21 protein-coding genes are annotated in these 22,273 nt (G+C 31.5%); 8 read left to right on the top strand and 13 right to left on the bottom strand.

Annotated features, from left to right (window positions below; genetic code table 11):
- The first annotated feature begins 26 nt into the window (after positions 1 to 26).
- Together ES044_RS04770 and ES044_RS04765 are read left to right on the top strand one after the other, a co-directional pair.
- Positions 27 to 281, top strand: coding sequence for a hypothetical protein (locus tag ES044_RS04770; protein ID WP_147118071.1), 255 nt, complete (start codon positions 27 to 29; stop codon positions 279 to 281).
- Between the two features lie 151 nt (positions 282 to 432).
- Entirely contained in the window at positions 433 to 675 is a 243-nt protein-coding gene (locus tag ES044_RS04765; RefSeq protein ID WP_223269111.1) for a DUF6370 family protein, read from the top strand.
- Between the two features lie 157 nt (positions 676 to 832).
- Here ES044_RS04765 and ES044_RS04760 read toward each other — a convergent pair whose 3' ends face one another.
- Both ES044_RS04760 and ES044_RS18445 read right to left on the bottom strand, forming a co-directional pair.
- Positions 833 to 1,090 carry a T9SS type A sorting domain-containing protein gene (locus ES044_RS04760; protein ID WP_189663177.1) on the bottom strand — a complete coding sequence of 86 codons (258 nt, stop codon included), beginning with the start codon at positions 1,088 to 1,090 and terminating at the stop codon, positions 833 to 835.
- A gap of 410 nt (positions 1,091 to 1,500) precedes the next feature.
- Positions 1,501 to 1,674: a hypothetical protein gene (locus ES044_RS18445; protein WP_189663178.1), complete on the bottom strand. Its 174-nt coding sequence runs from the start codon at positions 1,672 to 1,674 to the stop codon at positions 1,501 to 1,503.
- A gap of 578 nt (positions 1,675 to 2,252) precedes the next feature.
- Here ES044_RS18445 and ES044_RS18440 point away from each other — a divergent pair.
- Together ES044_RS18440 and ES044_RS04755 are read left to right on the top strand one after the other, a co-directional pair.
- On the top strand, positions 2,253 to 2,492 hold the full coding sequence (locus ES044_RS18440) for a hypothetical protein (protein WP_147118074.1): 240 nt from the start codon (positions 2,253 to 2,255) through the stop codon (positions 2,490 to 2,492).
- Complete coding sequence (locus ES044_RS04755; RefSeq protein ID WP_147118075.1) at positions 2,425 to 3,087, top strand: alpha/beta hydrolase; 663 nt, start codon at positions 2,425 to 2,427, stop codon at positions 3,085 to 3,087. The genes ES044_RS18440 and ES044_RS04755 overlap by 68 nt, the downstream gene beginning before the upstream one ends.
- On the opposite strand, the gene ES044_RS04750 is transcribed toward ES044_RS04755, so the two are convergent.
- Positions 3,065 to 5,698, bottom strand: a complete 2,634-nt coding sequence (locus ES044_RS04750; protein ID WP_147118076.1) for a DUF5916 domain-containing protein — start codon at positions 5,696 to 5,698, stop codon at positions 3,065 to 3,067. The two genes, ES044_RS04755 and ES044_RS04750, sit on opposite strands and share 23 nt — an antisense overlap.
- A 238-nt stretch (positions 5,699 to 5,936) precedes the next feature.
- Between ES044_RS04750 and rplM the strand changes: the two genes are divergently transcribed.
- The 4 genes from rplM (at position 5,937) to tsf (ending at position 8,799) form a co-directional block, all read left to right on the top strand.
- A complete protein-coding gene (gene rplM / locus ES044_RS04745; protein WP_018944755.1) occupies positions 5,937 to 6,392 on the top strand; it encodes a 50S ribosomal protein L13 in 456 nt (151 codons plus the stop codon).
- Positions 6,392 to 6,778 carry a 30S ribosomal protein S9 gene (rpsI, locus tag ES044_RS04740; RefSeq protein WP_018944756.1) on the top strand — a complete coding sequence of 129 codons (387 nt, stop codon included), beginning with the start codon at positions 6,392 to 6,394 and terminating at the stop codon, positions 6,776 to 6,778. The genes rplM and rpsI overlap by 1 nt, the downstream gene beginning before the upstream one ends.
- Before the next feature lie 163 nt (positions 6,779 to 6,941).
- Positions 6,942 to 7,802, top strand: coding sequence for a 30S ribosomal protein S2 (rpsB, locus tag ES044_RS04735; RefSeq protein WP_147118077.1), 861 nt, complete (start codon positions 6,942 to 6,944; stop codon positions 7,800 to 7,802).
- Positions 7,803 to 7,827: 25 nt separating this feature from the next.
- A complete protein-coding gene (gene tsf, locus ES044_RS04730; RefSeq protein WP_147118078.1) occupies positions 7,828 to 8,799 on the top strand; it encodes a translation elongation factor Ts in 972 nt (323 codons plus the stop codon).
- A 628-nt stretch (positions 8,800 to 9,427) separates the two neighbouring features.
- On the opposite strand, the gene ES044_RS18800 is transcribed toward tsf, so the two are convergent.
- The 10 genes from ES044_RS18800 to ruvB all read right to left on the bottom strand — a co-directional run bounded on the left by ES044_RS18800 (position 9,428) and on the right by ruvB (position 22,266).
- A complete protein-coding gene (locus tag ES044_RS18800; protein ID WP_223269112.1) occupies positions 9,428 to 9,724 on the bottom strand; it encodes a hypothetical protein in 297 nt (98 codons plus the stop codon).
- Positions 9,666 to 9,959, bottom strand: a complete 294-nt coding sequence (locus ES044_RS18795) for a hypothetical protein (protein WP_223269113.1) — start codon at positions 9,957 to 9,959, stop codon at positions 9,666 to 9,668. The genes ES044_RS18800 and ES044_RS18795 overlap by 59 nt, the downstream gene beginning before the upstream one ends.
- 72 nt (positions 9,960 to 10,031) lie before the next feature.
- A complete protein-coding gene (locus ES044_RS04720) occupies positions 10,032 to 11,993 on the bottom strand; it encodes a DUF3857 domain-containing protein (RefSeq protein ID WP_147118079.1) in 1,962 nt (653 codons plus the stop codon).
- A gap of 6 nt (positions 11,994 to 11,999) precedes the next feature.
- A complete protein-coding gene (locus ES044_RS04715; protein ID WP_147118080.1) occupies positions 12,000 to 13,943 on the bottom strand; it encodes a DUF3857 domain-containing protein in 1,944 nt (647 codons plus the stop codon).
- Positions 13,912 to 17,202, bottom strand: a complete 3,291-nt coding sequence (locus ES044_RS04710) for a tetratricopeptide repeat protein (protein WP_147118081.1) — start codon at positions 17,200 to 17,202, stop codon at positions 13,912 to 13,914. The genes ES044_RS04715 and ES044_RS04710 overlap by 32 nt, the downstream gene beginning before the upstream one ends.
- Before the next feature lie 79 nt (positions 17,203 to 17,281).
- Positions 17,282 to 17,551: a heavy-metal-associated domain-containing protein gene (locus ES044_RS04705; protein WP_147118134.1), complete on the bottom strand. Its 270-nt coding sequence runs from the start codon at positions 17,549 to 17,551 to the stop codon at positions 17,282 to 17,284.
- Between the two features lie 2 nt (positions 17,552 to 17,553).
- Positions 17,554 to 17,919: a rhodanese-like domain-containing protein gene (locus ES044_RS04700; protein ID WP_223269114.1), complete on the bottom strand. Its 366-nt coding sequence runs from the start codon at positions 17,917 to 17,919 to the stop codon at positions 17,554 to 17,556.
- Positions 17,920 to 17,924: 5 nt separating this feature from the next.
- Positions 17,925 to 19,331, bottom strand: a complete 1,407-nt coding sequence (locus ES044_RS04695; RefSeq protein ID WP_147118082.1) for an MBL fold metallo-hydrolase — start codon at positions 19,329 to 19,331, stop codon at positions 17,925 to 17,927.
- A 124-nt stretch (positions 19,332 to 19,455) separates the two neighbouring features.
- On the bottom strand, positions 19,456 to 21,183 hold the full coding sequence (locus ES044_RS04690) for a SulP family inorganic anion transporter (protein ID WP_147118083.1): 1,728 nt from the start codon (positions 21,181 to 21,183) through the stop codon (positions 19,456 to 19,458).
- Between the two features lie 60 nt (positions 21,184 to 21,243).
- Positions 21,244 to 22,266: a Holliday junction branch migration DNA helicase RuvB gene (gene ruvB, locus ES044_RS04685; RefSeq protein WP_147118084.1), complete on the bottom strand. Its 1,023-nt coding sequence runs from the start codon at positions 22,264 to 22,266 to the stop codon at positions 21,244 to 21,246.
- Between the last annotated feature and the right edge of the window lie 7 nt (positions 22,267 to 22,273).

The raw sequence follows: 22,273 nt of genomic DNA, 5'->3' as shown, positions 1-22,273 counted from the left end.
AAAAAGGATTTTAAAAATCAAGAATTATGAAGGATAACGATTTTAAAAATATCACAACAGTGCAGTTATTATCAAACTTATATTTAATTAAAGCGATTACGATTGCTTTGATTTGTGTAATAACGGTATTGTTATCGATAACTATCTACGGAATGGCCACGAAAGAAGAAAACGGCACATTTGTAGCGTTATTTGTGGTTGGCATTTCTGGCAGCGCGTCGCTTCCTTTGCTGTTTATAAATATAAAAAAAATTAAAGCCGAGTTAAAATCTAGGAAATAAGTTTACATATAGCAGTTTTACTGCTGCCATTAATTACAAGGGGCTTCAGCCCCTTGCTTCTTAAAATAAATTAACAAGAATTTAAATGATGAAAAAAATCCTTCTCTTATCAATTTTTATACTTGCATTTTCTTGCTCAAACAAGAGAGAAATGAAACAAGTTGTAGCCATTTCTTGCGGTCAGTGTAAGTTTGATTTAAACACTGAAAAAGGATGCAGTTTAGCGGTTCGTGTTGATAACAAAGCCTATTTTGTTGAGGGTTTTGAAATTGATGATTTTGGCGATGCACATGATGAACATACAGGTTTTTGCAATGTGATTAGAAAAGCTGAAGTTGTTGGTAAACTTGTAGATGACAAATTTATAGCGAGTTCTATAAAGCTGGTTGAGTAGCTGAAAAAAGCTTTTTTAAGTAAAAACATAAAAAAATCCGATGTAAAATTAATTTTGCATCGGATTTTTCAGATTCATTCATTTCAAAAAAAAGACTCCAAATCATTTTGAGTTTTGATTATTTCTCGCTTGATTTATCTTTTATTTTTATCAGCTTTTACTCAATAATTATCTTTTTACTAACTTTTCTTTTTTCTGTAAATATATCTACTATATACGCAGCATATTTTAAATCTGGTAAGCGAATATCATTCTTAATTTTCCCGTTAAAACTAGTTTTAAAAACTTCTTTTCCAAGAATATCATATAATTTTAAATGTACTTTTTGGCTTTGCAAACCTGTAATTCTTAACGTTTGATTATCTACCTTATAAACACTCCCAAAATCTAAAAAAGCTGCATTTGTAGAAAGCACTTTCGAGGATGTTCGTAAATAAAAACGACCCGTTTTATTTGTGTTTTCTGTTAGCGTAATTTTATATTCACTGTTTTCTTGATCTAATCTTGTAAATGTGTTTTTTACTTTATCTTCTAAATAAACGAATACATCAACTGGAAAATCTACTGTTTTTGCTGAAAATTAGATTTCATCATTTGCATTTCCTATTAAATGTAAAGGAACAACTGAATTGCTAATTGCTGCTTTGGATAAAGATTGTGTTGTGTAATTTTTACCATCAGAGTTTTCTACTAAATGCGAATTGACATCAAAGGTTGCTCCTCCAAAATTTGGTATATCTTCTAAAGCATCAAAGCTTTTTGTTGCAGTTTCTGAATAAATAATATCTGTACTTACTTTCGTATTTCCTTTTTCTATAAAAAGTTTTATAAAGGGTGCTTTGTATTAGAAGACTTATTGAAAATGTGAGTTCCTGTAGTTGGTTTTAAACTTCTTTTACCTGTATCAAAAAGTAAAGTTGTAGTTGCATTTGGTTTCACAAAAAAATCTTGTGCTGGTGTAAGAAACTGCTCTGTTGAAGAAACTAAATTTGTAATCAAAGTATATTTATCTTGAGAATTATCCCAAATATAAATTGCTAGAATTGCTAGTTTAAAACTATTATCAGCTAAAAAGCTGTTGCTAGCATTTTTGTTGATTGGATAATAGCTAGTAAAAGAATTAAATTAATGCTAGTGTTATCGTCATTATTCTATCGTGCTATCAATAAGCCTTTTCTATTTTTTGTAGCGTATATTTTAATGACATTATACAACACCTAATTTGGCAACTCAAAAAACAACCTAGAATTTTTTTGTTGGCTTTTGGCTTAAAATAATCAACTATTCCTGGTATATAACTTTTATAAACATAGCCCTTATCTCTAAAATTAAAAGCATCAATATTTTTTAATCCATCACAATATATGTGTAAACCTAATCTCAAATTAATTGAGAAAACATAGCTTCTAAATAATTAATACGCCTTACATCTTTATAAGAATAATACTTAAAAACCTCACTCTATTAGAATGTAATTGATATAATTTTAACAAAAATAATTCCTATTCAAAAAAAAACTCTGTAAATTTCCGACAAATTCATTTTTTAACAAAAAAATCACAAAAATTAAAATTCACATGAGTATTCATCAAGTTTATAACGAAAAACTTAAAAGTCTCGCTTTAAAATATAGTAAAGAACTCATACATACTTCTTTTGGCAAAACCAATGTTTTAATTTTTGGTGATGCAACAAAACCTCCGTTAATTTTGGTGCATGGTTTAAATTCTGCTGCACCTTTTGCTTTAGATGCTGTCTCTTTTTTTACTAGAAAAGTATCAAATTTTTGCTGTAGATATTTTAGGACAACCCAATAAAAGTGATTTTATAAGATTACATAAAAAAGATACTTCTTATGGAGAATGGCTGCTAGAAATTATCGCTTATTTTAAAATTGATGCTATTACTTTGTACGGAATTTCTTTTGGCGCGTTTCCTATTTTAAAATCGATTTTAATTGATGAAACAAAAGTGAAGGAAGTATTTTTAATATCGCCCGCAGGCTTTATCAATGGTAGTTTATTGAAAACAGTTAATCTCTTTTTTATACCAATGCTTAAATTTAAAAGAACAAAAAAAGAAATTTATTTACAAAAATGTTACGCTACTATTTATGATGAATTTGACGAATTAAACAGCAAATTCTTAAAAGAAGTTTTCCTGAATTTTAAAATGGATTTTTCGTTAACGCCCAATTTTAAAGCTGAAGAATTATCAACCTTAAAAGTACCAATCACTATAATTGCGAGTGAGAATGATTTTTTTGTTCCTGCTAAAAAGCTAAAAAAGAAGTGTGAAAAACATAGTAGTTCTCTTAAAAATTTTATTGTTTTAAAAAGCTCGAAACATGTTCCTTCAAAAAGAGTTTTAGAACAATTATTCAAAAAATTTACCGCGCAAAACGATAGGTAAATTTAACCAAAAAAGTATCATTAGCTGGTGTTCTAAAAACTTGATTAGAAACACTATCTACCAAGTCATCTGAAAGATCTGCATTACCAACAGAACCCCTTGCCCAAACTAAAAATATTTCAGAACCTGGAATATACTCCCATCTTGCCACCAAATTTGTTTGCAGCTGCACAAAAGAAAAATCTGGATTCGAAAAACTGTAATCTGCAATACCGTCTGTATTTTCATCAACTAAATACCGCTCATTTTCGAACGCAATTTGTTGGTCGTTATACACCGATATTCTATCATTTATGCTAGCTCCCAAGGGATTTAAAACATAATTTAAATCGGTATAACGCCCTTTACTAATAAAGGGTTGCCCATAAAACTGCAAAGAAATATCTGGCGTAAAACTATAATTTAAACGCAATGTAGTTGTTAATGTTTGATTTTGAATTCTCCCTAAAATATACCTTGTATCGTTATTCACTAATACTGCAGGTGTCTCTGTGACATACTGTGTTCTATCAAACGAATTCTCATACTCTATGTTAAAAGACATGCTAAAAGCATCGGTTGGTTGATAATTTGTTCTTATTACAAATCGATCTCTACCCACAACATCTTCTGCGCTGCGTGTATTAGAATATCCTAGCGTAAAACTAAATAAGTTACTTCTATCAGAATTTAAGAAAAAATACATAAAAGAAGTATCTGGCATTCTCCATCTAGGACCACCTCTTAAAAAGAAATTATCAAAAGAATTATTACTTAAACCATAACCAGTATTTGTAGACCAATTGTTAATCCAAGTAAACCTTCCTTGAACTTCAAACCGAACTCTATTTAAATTGCCACTAAAATCATAATCTGTATTTTGTTCAAAACCCAAGTTTATATTTCTATAAATATCTGTAGGAATCTGCCATAAGTAATTCACATTACCAAACTGAATAATCTCGTCTGTTCTTCTTAAAAATCCAACATCGTTTAATTCTAATTCTGGAGAACGCCATATAATACCGCCATTATATCGTAAGTTTTGCCCTCCATTTCTGCCCAATTCTAATCGTCCGCCTGTTCCTGTCAAGGAAGTTTTATTTTTATCAACTGAAACATGAGTAGCATCTACTCTTTGAAAGTTATGACGAAGTGTTTTCTGCGTGGCCGTAATAGCCTCTACACCTCCTAAAACATGACTAAAAATAGTATTACCCTCTAAATAATATTCTCTATTTTTCCAGTTGTGCTGAAAATCTATTCCGGCAGTGTAAGCCGCCTTGTGTAGTTCATTAAAATTGCCATTTAAATGTCTATTCGTTGCCGTAAAAATTCCGCCAATAAATGAATTGCGCTCATTAAAATCTTTTTGAGCTCTAGCCACAAAATAATTTGTCATGGGCTCTACAATCTGCTCTCTTTCGCTACCATCATCTTGCCTAATTGTTGCGTATTCATTAGCAGTAACACTTTCTAAAACACCTATAGACCAACCATCTTTTGTTTTACCAGAAAATTTTGCGGCTCCTAATATTGTAGAATTTTGCGGAACTTCTGCAAATTCGCCAGGATTTAAAGCTGCGTCTCTATGCGGATTTCTACCAATTCTTCTGCTGTAAAAAAGATTATCACTTCCGTTTGCAAACTCAAAATCGAAAATATTAAAGTTCTCTACAAAAAAAGGCCGCTGCTCTCTAAAGAAAATCTGAAACCCGTCTAATGCAATCGCTCCAGGATCTGCTTCTACTTGTCCAAAATCTGGGTTAATCGTTAAATCTAGCGTTAAATCATTTGTAATGCCGATTTTAGCATCTAAACCAGCGTTTAGAGAAAAATCGCTCCCTGTTCTAAAAGGGTTCCCAGTTTCTTTCGGATAAGTATCTTGTTGTAAAACTGTGAATGGCTGAATTTCTAATTGTTTTTGTGATACTAAACCTTTTAAACCATGTAATTCTCCTGCCTCACTAATAAAACCTGCTTGATCGTTTGGTATTCTTTGCCATAAAGAGCTCTCTTGAAATCTAAAAATATTTCTGTTAACGTTAAAACCCCATATTTGTTCTTCAGACTTCCCAAATCTTAACTGACTAAAGGGTATTTTCATTTCTGCTGTCCAACCTTTATCATCAACTTTTGCATTTGTATACCAAATAGGATTCCAACTATCATCCCAATTACCGCCATTTTGCGAAACAATTTCTTCTCCTTTTACGCCAGCAGCAGTTGTTGTAAAAGCAAAAGCAGTTCTTTTATCATGGTAACTATCTATAATAACATTTACGCGATCTCCTTGAAAACCATCTCGTCTGCTTAATCGTTGCTGAATTAATTCTGGCTCATCATCATACGCTCTTATGGCTATGTATAAATATTTTGAATCGTAAATGACTTTAAACTTTGTTTGGTAGGCAGGTGGAGTTCCTTCATCAGGATTTTTTTCTGTAAAATCTGACGACCATTCTACAACATTCCAGGCATCATCTAAAATAGCACCATCTATAACCGGCACTTTTTTTAATTTTTTAGTCGTATAAATTCTTTTAGGAATTTTATTTTCTGATATTTCTTGTGCTGATGAAATTGTTGGCAAAAATGCACTCAACACCAAAAAAGTAAAGAGAAATTTCATTTGATTTAATGGATTATAATTACAGGATAGGGATTATAAAAAATCCTTCAATTCAGCCGCAAAAATAGGTTTCTATTTTCATAATGATATGTTAATTGTGATTCTGCAACCTCATAATTCTTAAAAGCCTTAAAATATTGTAAAACTCTATTTGTCAATCAAATAAATATCAATACATTTGCACTCCTTTTTTAAGGAAAACATAAATTATTCATAAACAAAAACTAATAGTGTAATTATGAACACATTAAGTTACAAAACAGTATCAGCAAATAGCGCTACCGTTAATAAGGAGTGGGTTTTAGTTGATGCGGACGGGCAAACGTTGGGTCGTCTATCTTCTAAAATAGCGAAGCTAATTAGAGGTAAGTACAAACCAAATTTTACTCCACACGTAGATTGTGGAGATAACGTGGTTGTCATCAACGCAGAAAAAATTGTTTTAACGGGTAACAAATGGAGAGACAAATCTTACATTCGTCACACCGGGTATCCAGGAGGACAAAGATCGCTAACTGCAACAGAAATGTTTGAGAAAGATCCTACAAGATTAATCGAAAAAGCAGTAAAAGGAATGTTACCTAAAAATATTTTAGGAGCAGCACTTTTTAGAAACTTGTATGTATATGCAGGTACAGAGCACAAACACGCAGGTCAAGCACCTAAAGCTATTAACCTTAACGATCTTATATAATGGATATAGTACACAAAATCGGTAGAAGAAAAACAGCTGTTGCTCGTATTTATCTTTCTGAAGGAACAGGAAATATTACCGTTAATAAAAAAGACTACAAGACCTACTTTACTACGGGTACTTTACAGTATAAAGTACAACAACCATTAATGTTAACAGAACACTTAGAGTCTTATGACATCAAAGTAAATGTTTACGGTGGCGGAATTACAGGTCAGGCAGAAGCTATTCGTTTAGCAATTACCAGAGCGTTGGTTTTTATGGATGCAGAACACAGACTTGTTTTAAAACCAGAAGGTTTATTAACAAGAGATCCAAGAATGGTAGAGCGTAAGAAATTCGGTCAGAAAAAAGCACGTAAAAAATTCCAATTCTCGAAACGTTAATCCTTCGTTTAGCTCAGGACTTTTTGTTCGAGCTTCAGGATTGTTTAGGGAACTGTTATTATTACACAATTTTAATATTAAACAGTTTAGCATCTAAATAGTTAAGACTCGAAAGACTACCTAACTATTGATTTCAAAACAGAAAGTAAACACATTTTAAAAGATGGCAAATATAAATATTCAAGAATTATTAGATAATGGTGTTCATTTCGGACACTTAACTAGAAAATGGAACCCTAACATGGCTCCTTATATTTATACAGAACGTAATGGTGTACACATCATCGATTTGTATAAAACTGCTGCTAAAATAGAAGAAACTTCAGAAGCTTTAAAAAAGATTGCAAACTCTGGACGTAAAATTTTATTTGTTGCAACTAAAAAGCAAGCAAAAGATATTGTTGCTGAAAAAGCAGAAGCTGTAAGCATGCCCTACATTACAGAAAGATGGCCAGGTGGTATGTTAACAAACTTTGTAACTATTAGAAAAGCGGTTAAGAAAATGACCTCTATTGATAGAATGAAGCAAGATGGTTCTTTTGATGCCTTATCTAAAAGAGAAAAATTACAAATTAATCGTCAGAGAGAAAAATTAGAAAAGAATTTAGGTTCTATTTCTGATATGACTCGTTTGCCTGGTGCTTTATTTATAGTTGATATCAAAAAAGAGCATATTGCAGTAGCAGAAGCTATGAAGTTAAACATTCCTATTTTTGCAATGGTAGATACAAACTCTGATCCTAGATTAGTAGATTATGTTATACCAGCAAATGATGATGCTTCTAAGTCGATAGACAAAGTATTATCTTATGTAACAGATGCAATTGCAGAAGGTTTATCTGATAGAAAAGCAGACAAAGACAAAGACAAAGACAAAGTAAAAGAAGCAAAAGCTCCGAAAAAAGAAGAGGCTCCAAAAAAGGAAGCAGCTCCTAAAGTAGAAGCTCCCGTAACAGAGGAAGCTCCTAAAGCTGAAGAGCCAAAAGCTGAATCTACTGACACGTCTGCTGAAGAAACAAAATAAGTACAACTTTAAAACATAAAATAACATGGAACCAGTAAAGATTAGTGCTGCTGATGTTAAAAAATTAAGAGAAGCAACTGGCGCTGGAATGATGGACTGTAAAAAGGCATTAGTAGAAGCTGTTGGAGATTTCGATAAAGCAATAGACATTTTACGTAAAAAAGGTCAGAAAATTGCTGCAAAAAGAGCTGATAGAGATTCTACAGAAGGTGTTGCAGTCACAAAAATTAATGATGATAACACTGTTGGTGTTGCTATTGTTTTAGCTTGTGAAACTGATTTTGTTGGTAAAAATGATTCTTTCGTTGCTTTAGGAAGTCAATTTGCAGACATCGCATTAAACACCGCTAGTAAAGAAGCTTTTTTAGCTGCTGATTTTGGTGGTATGACCGTTGCTGATAAATTAATTGAACAAACTGGTGTAATTGGTGAAAAGCTAGAAATTACAGCATTTGAGAAAATAGAAGCTGCCTATGTTGGTGCTTATACTCACATTGGTAAAATCGCTGCTTTGGTTGGTTTATCTGCAGTAGTAGATAATGCTGATACTTTAGTAAAAGACATAGCAATGCAAGTAGCATCTATGGGCGCAACAAGTTTATCTTATAAAGATTTTGACCCTGCATTTGTAGCGGCTGAAACAGAAGCTAGAATCGCTGTTATTGAAAAAGACAATATAGAGTTAGGTAGATTGGGTAAAACATTAAAGAATGTACCTCAATTTATTTCTATGTCTCAATTATCTGATGCTATTTTAGCAAAAGCTGAAGAAGCTGCAAAAGCTGAATTAGCTGCCGAAGGAAAACCAGAAAAAATTTGGGATCGTATTTTACCAGGAAAAATGGAAAGATTCGTTGCAGATAACACAACTTTAGATATGGAACAGTGTCTTTTAGATCAGACTTTTATAAAGGACGAAAAGAAAAATGTTGCCGAATATGTAAAAACGTATGGAGATGTTGAAGTATCTACTTTTAAAAGAGTTACTTTAGGATAAGATTTTTTTTAAACTTACTACAAAAAACCACCCAATTTGGGTGGTTTTTTATTTTTATCTATTTTCATTTTGATGTGATCTCAATTTGATGTTACAAAGTCGTGATACCGATTAAAATTCAAGAGGTCTTTCTGCAAATGCAAGGTACTTAAGTTTTACTATCTAAATTAATTTTGAGAAAGTTTTTAAAGTTATGATACTTAACATCTATGTTATGAATACCATGGTTTCTTAAGGAGTTTACAGCATGACAAACGGGATGGAGAAAGCGAGATGAGAAAAACGAAATATAAAACTGAATTAAACACTATACATCAACATCCTTATAAATTACCTTAAATTTATCCATCCAACGTTAGGAAGAGTCTTCAACTACACTGTGTCGACTATGCGCTATAGGCGCTTATAGCATGAAAAACAGGATGAGAGAGAGAGAGAGAGAGAGAGAGAGGGGGAGAGAGAGAACAAAATTTGAAACTGAATTAAACACTGTAAAACAACATCCTTATAATTATCTTAAATTTGATCCATCCGACGTCAAGAAGACCCTTAAGATGTGCTGTACCCCTTATTTTCTATGAAATGCTCAAAGCACTAAAACGAGATACAGAAAAATAAATATACAAACCTAAAAAAACGAAAAACCGATACCAAGAGAAATACTATCCAATCTATTCTTTTCAAAACCGATAATTCCTTTTCTGTGAAAATCTAATCTTGCAATTGTATTCCATCTATTTTCACCTGCAACTTGCGTACCTATTCCGAAACCATAATAATTACCATCTGTATAATTAGATGAAGGCCGCCACATTTTACCGTAACTTATTTCTGCAAAAAAAACATCGTCTTCATCTTCGGATATATTATATTTTAGACCTGTATAAGTGGGAAATGCACTCGTAGCATAGTTCCAATGAATCATAACCTCCGTGCACACTAATGGCTAATCTTCGTTTAAATTCATACCCAAAACCAATTCTAAAAAATATGGCAGCAGGCACAATTAGTGGTTCGCCATCATCTAGATCTAACGTATAAAACTCGTTAATGCCAAAAGTGAAATTAGATGAACCAGTAAAAAATGGCCTTCCCCTTTTTTCTTGTGATGCTATTTGTATTGCATAGAAAAATGTAAATAATAACACTATTTTTTTCATGAATCCAATTACTTATATATTGTATAGTGGTAACCTTCGTTACAAAAACGCTTTAAAATAAAACTATTAATCTTATTTAAGTTCTAGTAACAATACTATTTTATTAAAGTCTGCTGCACTGTTAATTACCTTTCTATACTCCTCATATACATCAACTTTTACTATATTTTTACGATAGTGCTCATCGGCTGTAATCGATACGATGTTGTCTTTTACCGTAAAATAAGATTTGAAAGAAAACAATTCTTCACCATTTTCAGTATATGAATTATCAATATTAATATCCGCTAGATTTGTAATCTTGTATCCTGCTGGTATTTCGATATGTATAGTTCTAAAATAACTTCTTTGAAACTCATTTTCTAAAGGTAAAACTCTTTCCTTTTCTTGGTATAACTGTATTTGAGAACCAATTAATTCTCCTAATTTAAATAAATACTTTCTTCCTGCTTTTTCAACAAAAGCTTCTGAAGTAAAATCTATAATAAACTGCAATGGTTTTACGCCAAATAATTCTGGACTATTATTTACTAATTCTCGTGAGTCAATTTCTAAATCTTTGGTAATCCCCTCAACAAGTCCATCTATTAATTCCTCTTTTTTATCACCTACAATTAAATGCGTATAGGGCTGAATATTCATTGCATAATACCCGTTAAATGCTCTTTCAAAATGCACTTTATTTTCTGATAAATTAGCTGCATTAAACTGAACATTTAACAACATCGTATCAAAACTTTCTGTAGCTTTTACAGGCTGAATATACTTGATTTTTCCGATTGCAGATTTAAAATCACCAATGGTTACTTCTTTAATAAACAAACCGTAATTATCTGTTTTGTTCGGATCTGGAAAACCATATCTAGTAGCACTATCATTGGGAGAAAGGTATTTTTTTGTTTTCGGAAAGTAAAATAAAAAATCTGTCAAAAAATTATTGGCTTCAAACTCTTTATCAAACTTAAGGTCTAATCGATCGCTTGTTAACACCAGTTCATGTTTTACATTTAAAGTTCTTAACAAGGCTATGTAAAGTTTTAAGGTTCCGGATTCATTAGAAACTTTTTTTGCTAAAACTTCATCTAAATCTTGTAAATCTTCACTATACACATCCGAAGAAAAAACATTCATTTTTATAAATAAATCTATTTTCCGCGCTTTTTCTTCTTCACTTGCATTTTCAACTAACTTTAATTCTTCTATAAACTTGCCTATTAAATCTTGTGTTTTTTCAGTATAATCTGGATAATAAAAAGAATACAAGTTTTGAGAAACCTTATCGTAAGAAACAATATTTCTGGCATTGTTTGCCGTATTGCCCTCTAATTTATAAACAATAAAACCTTTTGATGCTTTGTAGGCTGATAAATATTCGTCTTCTAATTTTTTTACATTTTTTACCTGAAGCTTCCAATGATATTTTTCTAACGTTGTAGTATCTTCTTTTACCTCTGGAACGTTATTAAAACTTTTAAACTTAAAAATTAAATTAGTAGGAGAAAATAAATCGAACTCTACTTTATTTTTGACGTAAGAAGATTGTACGTCTAACCTTTTTCCATTGTATTCAGGCGCTCTTTTTACCACATAAATATATTCGATAAAACTACCTTTAGTAACCCCTTCAAAGGCAAAATATTTATATTTTCTGCCTGTTTCATCATCTTCTGCAGTAAGTATTTTAGAGTCGTCTAAAGCAATTACTTTCCCCTCTTTGGTAATTACTCTTGCTTTATTTAATTGCAATTCAGACTCTGAAGAAAAGGGTAAATATACTTTGTTAAATTCTTCAATTGCATCATCGGAGTTTAACCATAAAACTTTATGCTCTAAAAAATATTCTACTAAATTATCTTCTTCAAAATAGAACTCTGTAACTACCTTTTCTTTTAAAGCAAGTAAGCTTTCTTCTGAATTGTCTACTTTATAAATTGGATTTTCTTCCCAATCATAACTTTTAAAAAACGGAGCTTCTTGTGCTAACAGCCCTTTAAAACAAACTAATAATACGAGTATCAAAATACTTTTTTTCATAGATTTTTATATTTTTTTTAAGACTACTATTTCTTTATAATTTTTTTCAATCTTTTTAATTTCTGCATTTACTGTTTGCTGTTCTTCAAGACTTAACACTAAAAAATCTAGGGTGATTGTATGTGTGTATACCATATGATTTTTAGCCAACACATAGCTTATTTTTGAAGTTAATAATTTAGTAGAAAAAGACACTGATTCTGGAATATAATCTACTTTATACCCTTCGGGAATTTCTAGTGTTGTGGTGTAATTATACTGTCTTTTATACTCGTACTCTATTGCTGTTTTCCTTTTTTTATCTGTTTTAAAACTAGAAAGATCTTTATTTAAATTTAGGTTGATGTAAATTTCATCGCCTAATTTTTTAGCATAATTATCAATTTCAAAGCTATAGGCTACGATAAAATCTTTATCATAGTCGTATTTATTCGTTTCTTGAAAGCTCTTTATTAAAAACTTATTGTTTCCTTTAGAAAAGGTATTGTTATAAAACTGCTTTAATTTTGTTTCTGTATCATCATTTTCTAAAGCATTAAAATAATCTATCTTTAAATAACCACTTATCGCTGTTTTAGAACTCCCAGCAATAATGCCGTTTTTAATCTTTATCGTTGTACTGTCTATAAGTGCATTTTCTTTTGCTGCTACAACAGGAACTTTTTTAATTTTAAAATCTTTACCGTAAGACACTAAAGCCTCTTTTCCTTGGATAAAAGATGTTGGCAAACCAAATTTTATATACCTACCCGTAGCATCTAAATAATAGGTTTGACCTTCGTTTTCATAAGAAAGAATCATGTGGTTATCTACTACAGGCGTCGGAACTTCTTCATAGGTATACGGAATACTTCGTGTACCGATCCACGTTAAATTTCCTTTGATGCCTGCAATTTTTAACATACTGTACAAAATACTAGAATTGTCTTTACAATCGCCATATTTCTTTTTAAAAACATCGTTAGATTCTCGCGGTATAAAACCACCCAACGCATATTCAAACGCGATATATTTGATGTTTTTTTGAGTCCAATAATAAATGGCCTTTACTTTTTCTAGTTCTGTTTTCTTATCAGCCGTAATTTCTTTTACCAATGCAATGAGTTCTGCATCTGGACTTTCTGTATTTATATTTTCTACGAGAGAATAATACCAATTGTACAAATCTGAAACTTCGCCTAAAACCTTTTTTGTCTCTTTTTTTACTTTGTAAGAAGTAATAATAGGCACAATATGTGGTAAAAAGGTTTTATAACTTGGGCTGCCAACTTCAAACTCATACTTATCCTTATTATTAGCCTCCCAAATATAAATGATGCTTTTTCGCTTTTCTTCTTTGGTGAATTTAATAGCGCCTTCTTTGATGTTAAACTCTTTAAAATTTAGCGTAATATCTTTATCTGCTATAATGGTAATTTTGTTTTTGATCACCGGAAAATAATCACCAAAATAAAAAGGACTTAAAAAACGCGGATTTTTAATAATTTGTGAATATTTTAATTTTGCTTTAGAACCTTTTTTTAAATTCGAATAAATAAAACTTAACGTTGTAGAATCGTCATAAAAAGATTCATCTAATTCGTCTTTTTCTGTAAATTTTTCTACTGCTGTCTCTACATACGTATCGTTTTCATAAGAATATGAAGAAGCTTCAATTTTATCCAATTCAAAAAACGATGAAAAATTCAAACTATTTTTAGAGTTATACGTTGCAGATTCATTTAAAAACAAATCTTCTTCTAAAATTTCTTGTTTGATACTAATTTCGCCCTTATCCGCAGTAATTGTTATGACCATTTCTTGCTGTAACCTAACTTTTGTAGACTCTGGATATAATGTACTGTACGTATTAAAATCTTGAGAATACTGCGCTTGTATTTCAGGAATTAATCCTATAAATACGATTAATAACGATAGTTTAAAACGTTTCAACTTTGTATATTTTTCCATTTATGTATTCCTTTTTCTTTGCTAATTTACCTTTTACATCAAAGTAATTTGATACTCCGTGTTGTAAATTATTTAGGTATATTTTTTCTTCTTTCTTATTACCGTTGTCATAGTAAATGGTTGTTTTACCTGATAAATCTCCCTGAACATAGTTAGAAACCTCTTTTAATTTTCCGTTTAAAAAATACGCTGTTTTTTCACCATTATAAACAGCATCTAAAAACGTCATTTCCTCCTCTAAATTACCGGCATAAAAGAAAGATTTATAATTATGTATTATATCTCCGTTTTTATACTCCATAATTTTAGAAGGTTTCCCGTTATCATAAAAAGCAGTTATTTTTCCTGTTTCGTTTGGCAAACCAATCATCTCAACTTCTATTCCGTTTTTATCTAAATAACTATAACCAATTAACTGGTCATGGTTATAAAACCTTACCAGTTGTAGTTTTCCAGAAGGCGCGTAAAATTCTTTTCTACCATGCACTTTGCCCTTATAAAGTTGAGTGGTAGTTTCTGTTTTACCATTCTTATAATACCTGATATCAGTACCTACCTCTACTCCGTTTTCATAAGTATATTCAGCTTCTACGGCTTCATTTTTATAATAATTTATTAGTTTACCATTCACTTTTCCTATTAAATAAGGAGTTGTACTTTCTATTTCTCCTGTTTCAGCGTACCAGGTCCACACCCCGTTTTGCTCTCCGTTTACATAACCACCTGTTACTTTTTTATTTCCATTATAATAAAAACCCTTATAACCGCCGTGTTTTACTCCGTTTACATAAGCTACTTCTGTTTCTGTATTTCCGTTAAAGTGCTTTAATTTTACAATAAAATTATTCTCTTTGGGCGTATAATTTATTTCTTGAAAGGTATTGCCGTCTTTATCAAAAATTGTGTCTAACAAATGGTCGCCAAAACTAAATTTAGAAGTAGAACTTAACGTACCATCTACGCTATAATATTCTTGAACTCCGTGTAATTTGCCTTTATGAAAAAAGTTCACTGCTTCTTTTGCACCATCTTGATAATAATATCTCCATTCCCCGTGCATTTCCCCATTTTTATACCAGCCTTGAGATTTCATTTTTTTTGTACTGTGATAATTTACGTAGTACCCGTTTAAAACATCTTCTTTATAAGGAGTAATAGAAGCAATCTCTCCATTTTTATTATATTCAAAATAATCTCCGTCTGTTTTATTTTCTACAAAATTCCCTTTTCCTTTTAAAATCCCGTTATTGGTATAAAATTTCCATTCTCCTATTTTTCCTCCAGAAATATCATATAGCCCTTCAGAAGTTTTATTTCCTTTAGAAGAATACCCCTCGTAGAAAAACGCGCCACCTTTCTTTTTGCCTTCTTTTAAGACAGCACCATCTTTTACAAAAAACGTGTACGAAATCATTTCTCCTTTCCTATAGACGTATTCGTAATACAATTTACCATCTGTATCGTAGAATTTATAGAGATCATCAAGGTTTCCTTTCTTATAGGTAAATTCACTTTCAAGAATTCCGTCTTCATAAAAAGTTTTCCATTCGCCATCATAAAAACCATCTATACTTTGACCAATTTCAGAGATTTGACCACTTGTGAAATAGCTTTTATAACTTCCGTTTAAATCGCCATCTACATATTCTATTTCAGAAGAAATTTTATTATTGTGATAATATTTTGTTACAACTCCATTAATTTTATCGGCAACATAATTTGTTTTTTCATACATATCTCCGTTTGCATAAAATTCTTGAACTTCACCATCTACCAAATCATTTTTGTACGGAATTATAAACTCCGCGATATCTTCTCCTACTTTAAAGTAAGATGTATACACCCCTTCTAACATACCCTGTGCAAAGTGTTTTCTTTGCATTAAAGCTCCTTTATCGTTAAAATATTCATATTCGCCCTCTAATTCATCGTTTTTATAGTTTGCGTTTACATATTTTTTTTCGGAATTATAAAACATAAAATTCTTCCCATCTAATTTGCCATCTTTATAAGAAGCCGTTTCTTTTATTTTATTCAGATAGTTAAACCAAGTCCATTCGCCAATTTTTTTCTCTTCGCTATTAAAGTTGCCAATTGCAATTAGCTGTCCAGATTCATTAAAGAATTCCCAAGATCCCACTGAAATTCCATTTTCCTTTTTTCCGATAGCATTTACAAAATCGCCATCATATTCAGAAAACACTTCTTGTTTTGTTCCGTTTAAGGCAACCTTATTTTTAGAAACGAGCTCCACCCATTTCGTTTTAAAAGCACCTAAAAAAGCTGTAATGTTTTCAGTATTTTTCTCAATAATCTTTTTGTATTTTTCGTTTTCTATAGCGTAAGATACTGTGTACGCAAAGTTGTTAAAATGATTGTTTTCTGAAATCCAATTATAAATTGGCATATACTTTTGAGTCCAAAAGTTATCGATACCATCAAAGTTTTTCAACTTTTCTATCATGGCATGATTTTGTTTTGTTAAGGCGATATTGATAAGATTGCCCGTCTCATACTTTTCACTCATGGCAATTTTACTACTTAAAACAAGATCTATATCTTCATAAGAATCATCTGCATCCTCGAGTTCTAAATCAATATTTCTTTCATTAGGGTTTTTGGCAACCACCGCACTATTTAAAGATTTTAAAACTTCAAAGGCACCATCTGCATCGGGCTCTAGCAAAAGGTACAGATTAAAACACATCAAAGCCTGCGTTAATCTTTCTTGTTTATAATAAATATTACCAATTTGTAAATGAGGTTTTCTATTCAAAGGATTTAAAATGATGCTCTCTTTGTAGAAAAATACTGCTTCATTTAATTTGCCCTGCGTTTCTAAAACTACCGCCTTATTAAAGTGTAACAAATAATTTTTAGGATACATTTTAATACCTTGACTATACGTATCTATAGCCTCGTCGTATCTTTCTAAATTTGTGAAGGCAACGCCTTTATTTACGTAAAAAAAAACTTTAGAATCTTCATGCACATCCTTTATCCCTTTTTCGGCAACTTTAATAGCCTCCTCATACTTTTCTAGTTGTAGTAAATAATATGCTTTAGACGTTAAAAGTGTATAGAATATCGAATCGTTTTTATTGATTTTATCAATAAGCAAAAGCGTCTTTTCGTACTCTTCGTCAGAAGAACTCTTTATAATTTGTTCTTTTATTTCTGCATAATCGATAAAAGGGATTTTTTCTTGAGCATAGCTAAAATTAGCTATGAATAAAATAGCAATTATTATTTTTTTCATAACCCTAAAATAATGAAAAAAAGAGCATAAAAACCTTACTTTATAAAGTTTTTATGCTCTTTTTATGAAGTACACTAATTTAGGAATCTATCTTACCAACCGCGCAACTAACAAAAGATTTAGCCTTGTGTAAAACCGTATTTTTATCACCAACTTCTGGATAGCCTAGTTTCGATAATCTTTCTTTTACTGCTGTTAAAACAGCTGTTTTAGAAGTTACAGAAACTAAAGAGTTCTCTATATGAATAGTAACATCTTCGATGCCCTCTAAACTTAATAATCCTTTTTTTATGGTTGCAGCGCAACCACCACATTTTAAATTTTCTACTTCTATTTCTGCTTTCCTCATTTCTAATTTTCTTTTTCCCACTGTTTATATCCTCCTAAAACGTTCACAACTTTAAAGCCGTTATCTTGCAATATTTTAGCAGATTTACTACTTCTATTGCCTGATCTGCAATACACATAAACAGTCTTCTCTTTATCTAATTGATTGCTTGCTTTTGTGTAAAAGTCTTCAGCAAAATAATCCGCAAATTTTGCCGTTTTTATAAAACCATCTTCAATTTCTGTTGCTGTTCTTACATCTAATAATTGAATGTAATCTTGTTCTAATAAAACTTTTAACTCTGATGTGGTTATCGAATTAAATTCTTTTTGCGAGCTACAATTGATGAAGAAAAAACTCATCAATAAAAGACAAAAAACTTTTTTCATTTTGTTTATTTTAACGTTGACGGACAAACTTCTGCGGTTCTCTCTATTGTTGTATTTCTAATTGCGGCAAAACCTCCAGAAACATCAATAACATTATGAAACCCGCCTGCTTTTAAAATAGAAGATGCAATTACAGAACGATAACCGCCAGCGCAATGCACATAGAAATTACCTTTTTTAGGGAATTCTGAAATATAATTATTTAAAAAATCTAAAGGTGTGCTTTGTGCCACTTTTATATGCTCGCTCTCAAATTCACCTGGCTTTCTAACATCAAAAACAATGGCATCTTCTTTAATTTTATCCTCTAAAACATCCGCAGAAATAGATTCTAACGTATCTATTTCTTTATTTGCATTTTTCCATGAAGCAAAACTACCATCTAAATAACCAATTACATTATCGAAACCTACACGAGAAAGCCGAATAATTGTTCCTTTTTCTTCTCCTTCTGGCGTTACCAATAAAATAGGTTGTTTAATGTCTTTAATTAAAGCACCAACCCAAGGTGCAAAAGTACCGCCCAAACCAATAAATATAGATTGCGGAATAAACCCTTTAATAAATTCTGATTGATGCCTTACATCTAAAATTAAAGCATTTGTTTCATTTGCATGAATCTCAAAAGCCTTTACAGATAGTGGTTTTGCACTATTTTCTATAACGGTATCTATATCTTGATACCCTTCTTTATTTAACTTTACATTTAATGGGAAATAAGCAGGTGGTGGTAATAAACCATCTGTGACTTCCTTAATAAATTCTTGCTTTGTCATAGCTGCTCTTAACGCATAGTTGGTTTCTTTTTGATTGCCAATTGTGCCCACAGTATCTTTGCTTAAATTTTTACCACAAGCAGAGCCCGCTCCGTGTGCAGGATATACGATCACATCATCTGCCAAACACATTACTTTATTACGCAGACTATCGAATAAAAAACCTGCTAAATCTTCTTCTGTAATAGCTCCTTTTTGTGCTAAATCAGGTCTACCAACATCACCTAAAAAAAGAGTATCTCCACTAAAAAGTGCATGATCTTTTCCGTTTTCATCTTTTAATAAATAACATGAACTTTCCATTGTATGGCCCGGCGTATGCAAAACAGTTATGGTAATATTGCCTACTTTAAAGACTTGATTGTCTTTGGCGATAGTAGCTTCAAAATTTGTTTTTGCTGTAGGACCGAAAACTATTTTTGCTCCTGTTTTTTCTGCCAACGTTACATGACCGCTCACAAAATCTGCATGAAAATGTGTTTCAAAAATATACTTTACTTTTGAGTTTGCTTTTTCGGCTTTGTCTATATAATCTTGTACTTCTCTTAATGGATCTATAATAGCAACTTCGCCGTTACTTTCTATGTAATAAGCTCCTTGTGCTAAACAGCCTGTGTAAATTTGTTCTATAATCATATTTTTAAATTTAGTTTCTACAAGTTTTTGATACTGAAACCAGTTCAGCGTATACGTTTGTAAAAGAATAACTACGTGCTAAAATTACATTTAAAGGATTGGTCCTCAAATGATAATTATCAGTTTATTTATATGCTTGATGTATGTATTTTGCATATTTTTCTTGATGTTTTCTATCTCCTGTTTTGTAAAATTTAACGGCTTGGTTCGCTCTCATAAAAAAGTGATTGATGTCTATAATTTCTAAAATTCCGCTTTTAAATAAATCATCTCTCACAGGACCTTTAACGCCTGCAAAATAAAATTTAACATCTTTTTTTTGATAAAATCTAATTCGCTCTTTCAGCATCTCAACACCCGTGCTATCTACCCTATTAATACTTTCTGCGTCCAATACAATTAATTTTAATGACTTTCCTTTTTTATCGGCCATCTCATCTAACTTATCTCTAAAATAACTTGAATTTGCATAAAATAATTGCGCATCAAATCGAAACACTAAAATATCTGAATCAATTAGTACTTCTTCAAACCTGTTTTTGTTTCTATAAAAATTAGAATGAGGCACTTTTCCAAGTTCTGTTACATAAGGTCTTGATGTTCTATATATTAATACAATTAACGACAAACTAACGCCTACCATAATTCCGTTTTCAATCCCTAATAATAACGTTGCCAAAAACGTTGCCATCATTAACCAGAAATCTAAATTATTTGCCCTCCATAAAAAGATAGCTTCTTTAAAGTTTATCAACCCAAAAACCGCCACAATAATAATTGCAGCCAATACTGTTTTTGGTAAATAATAAAATAAAGGTGTTAAAAAAAGTAAAGTTAAAACAACCATTACCACAGAAACCAAAGAAGCCATTCCTGTTTTTGCACCGCTTTCTTGATTAATTGCAGAACGTGAAAAACTAGATGTTGATGGATATGCTTTAAAAAGAGAACCGACCATATTACTCAATCCTAAAGCAATTAATTCTTGGTTGGGTCTTATTCTGTATTCATCTTGTTTTGCCTCTAAAGATTTACCGATGGATATAATTTCTAAATAACCAACCATAACCAATGTAAAGGCGATTGGTAAAAGTTCTCTAATAAGATCTACATCAAATTCTGGAATACCAAATACAGGTAAACCTGAAGGGATCTCTTTTACAATTGATACGTCATTAAAACTTTTTCCGAAATATTTCATGATTAAAATACCCAAAATAACTACAATTAATGCATTCGGAATTTTTTTATCAATCATCCTAAAAAGAACGATTATGATCACAGATATCAATCCTATTATCGTTGTGTGTTTATTAAAACTTGCTATATGAAACCAGATATCTTTAACAATATCCTGAATTTGATCACTCTGAATAAAGTCTACACCCAGCAAATTTCTAAATTGATTAAAACCTATAATTAAAGCTACAGCAGACGTAAAGCCGGTAATTACTGGTTTTGACAAAAAATTTACGATAAAACCTAAACTAAAAATACCCAAAATAAATTGAATTGCACCCACTAACAAACCTAGTAAAATAGCTATTGCTATATAACTTTCTGAACCCGCTAACGCTACCGTAGAAACTCCTGTAGCTACAATTAGAGAATCCATAGCTACTGGCCCAATTGCTACTTGTCTTGATGAGCCAAAAATAGCATACATTACTTGCGGAACTAAAGCGCAGTATAAACCATAAATTGGTGGCAACCCTGCAATTAAAGCGTATGCAATTCCTTGTGGAATTAAAATAATACCCACAGTAATACCCGCAAATAAATCACCTTTAAAAAGCGATTTATTGTAATTTGGTAACCATTCTAAAATTGGTATTATTTTTTTAATATTCATTCTTGGCTACATGCTTTGGGCAGTATGCTTTATGCTTATCGCCTAAAGCTTACTCCTGTATTAGAACAATTCTCCTTGATTTCTTCCTTTTTCTCTACCTAGATGTTTATACGCTAAATCTGTTACTTCTCTTCCTCTCGGAGTTCTCATGATAAATCCTTGCTGAATTAGAAACGGCTCATATACTTCTTCAATAGTTTCTGTATTTTCTGAAACCGCCGTTGCAATTGTGCTCAAACCAACAGGGCCTCCTTTAAATTTATCGATAATTGTGGCTAAAATTTTATTATCCATTTCATCCAAACCGTGTGCATCTACATTCAGAGCCTTTAAAGCATATTTTGCTATTTCTATAGAAATTTTTCCGTCCCCCTTTATTTGTGCAAAATCTCGAACTCTTCGTAAAAGTGCATTTGCAATCCTTGGTGTTCCTCTACTTCTTCCGGCAATCTCAATAGCCGATTCCATCGAAATAGGAACTCCTAAAATATGAGAACTTCTTTGGATAATAGTGGTTAACAATTCTGTTGAATAATAATGCAATCTGCTGCTAATGCCAAAACGAGCTCGCATCGGGGCTGTTAACAATCCTGAACGCGTAGTTGCACCGATTAACGTGAACGGTTCTAAATTAATCTGAACTGTACGGGCATTTGGCCCAGATTCAATCATGATGTCAATCTTATAATCTTCCATGGCAGAATATAAATATTCTTCAACAATAGGACTTAATCGATGTATTTCATCTATGAAAAGCACATCTCTTTCGTCTAAATTTGTCAACAACCCTGCTAAATCTCCTGGCTTGTCTAATACCGGACCTGATGTTACCTTAATACCAACTTGCAGTTCGTTTGCTAAAATATGCGCTAAGGTTGTTTTTCCTAAACCTGGAGGACCGTGAAATAACGTATGATCTAAAGCCTCTCCTCTTTGATTAGCTGCCTCTACAAAAATCTTTAGATTATCAATTGCTTGGTCTTGTCCTGAAAAATCTTCGAAAGATAACGGACGTAACTTTTTTTCAACGTCTAGATCTTCATTCGATAAATTATCGTTATCTGGGTTCAAATTTTCATTCATACTACAA

Origin of the sequence: Polaribacter sp. IC066 (assembly GCF_007997085.1) — a bacterium.
Classification (GTDB): domain Bacteria; phylum Bacteroidota; class Bacteroidia; order Flavobacteriales; family Flavobacteriaceae; genus Polaribacter.
This window is presented reverse-complemented; position numbering and strand designations above follow the sequence as displayed.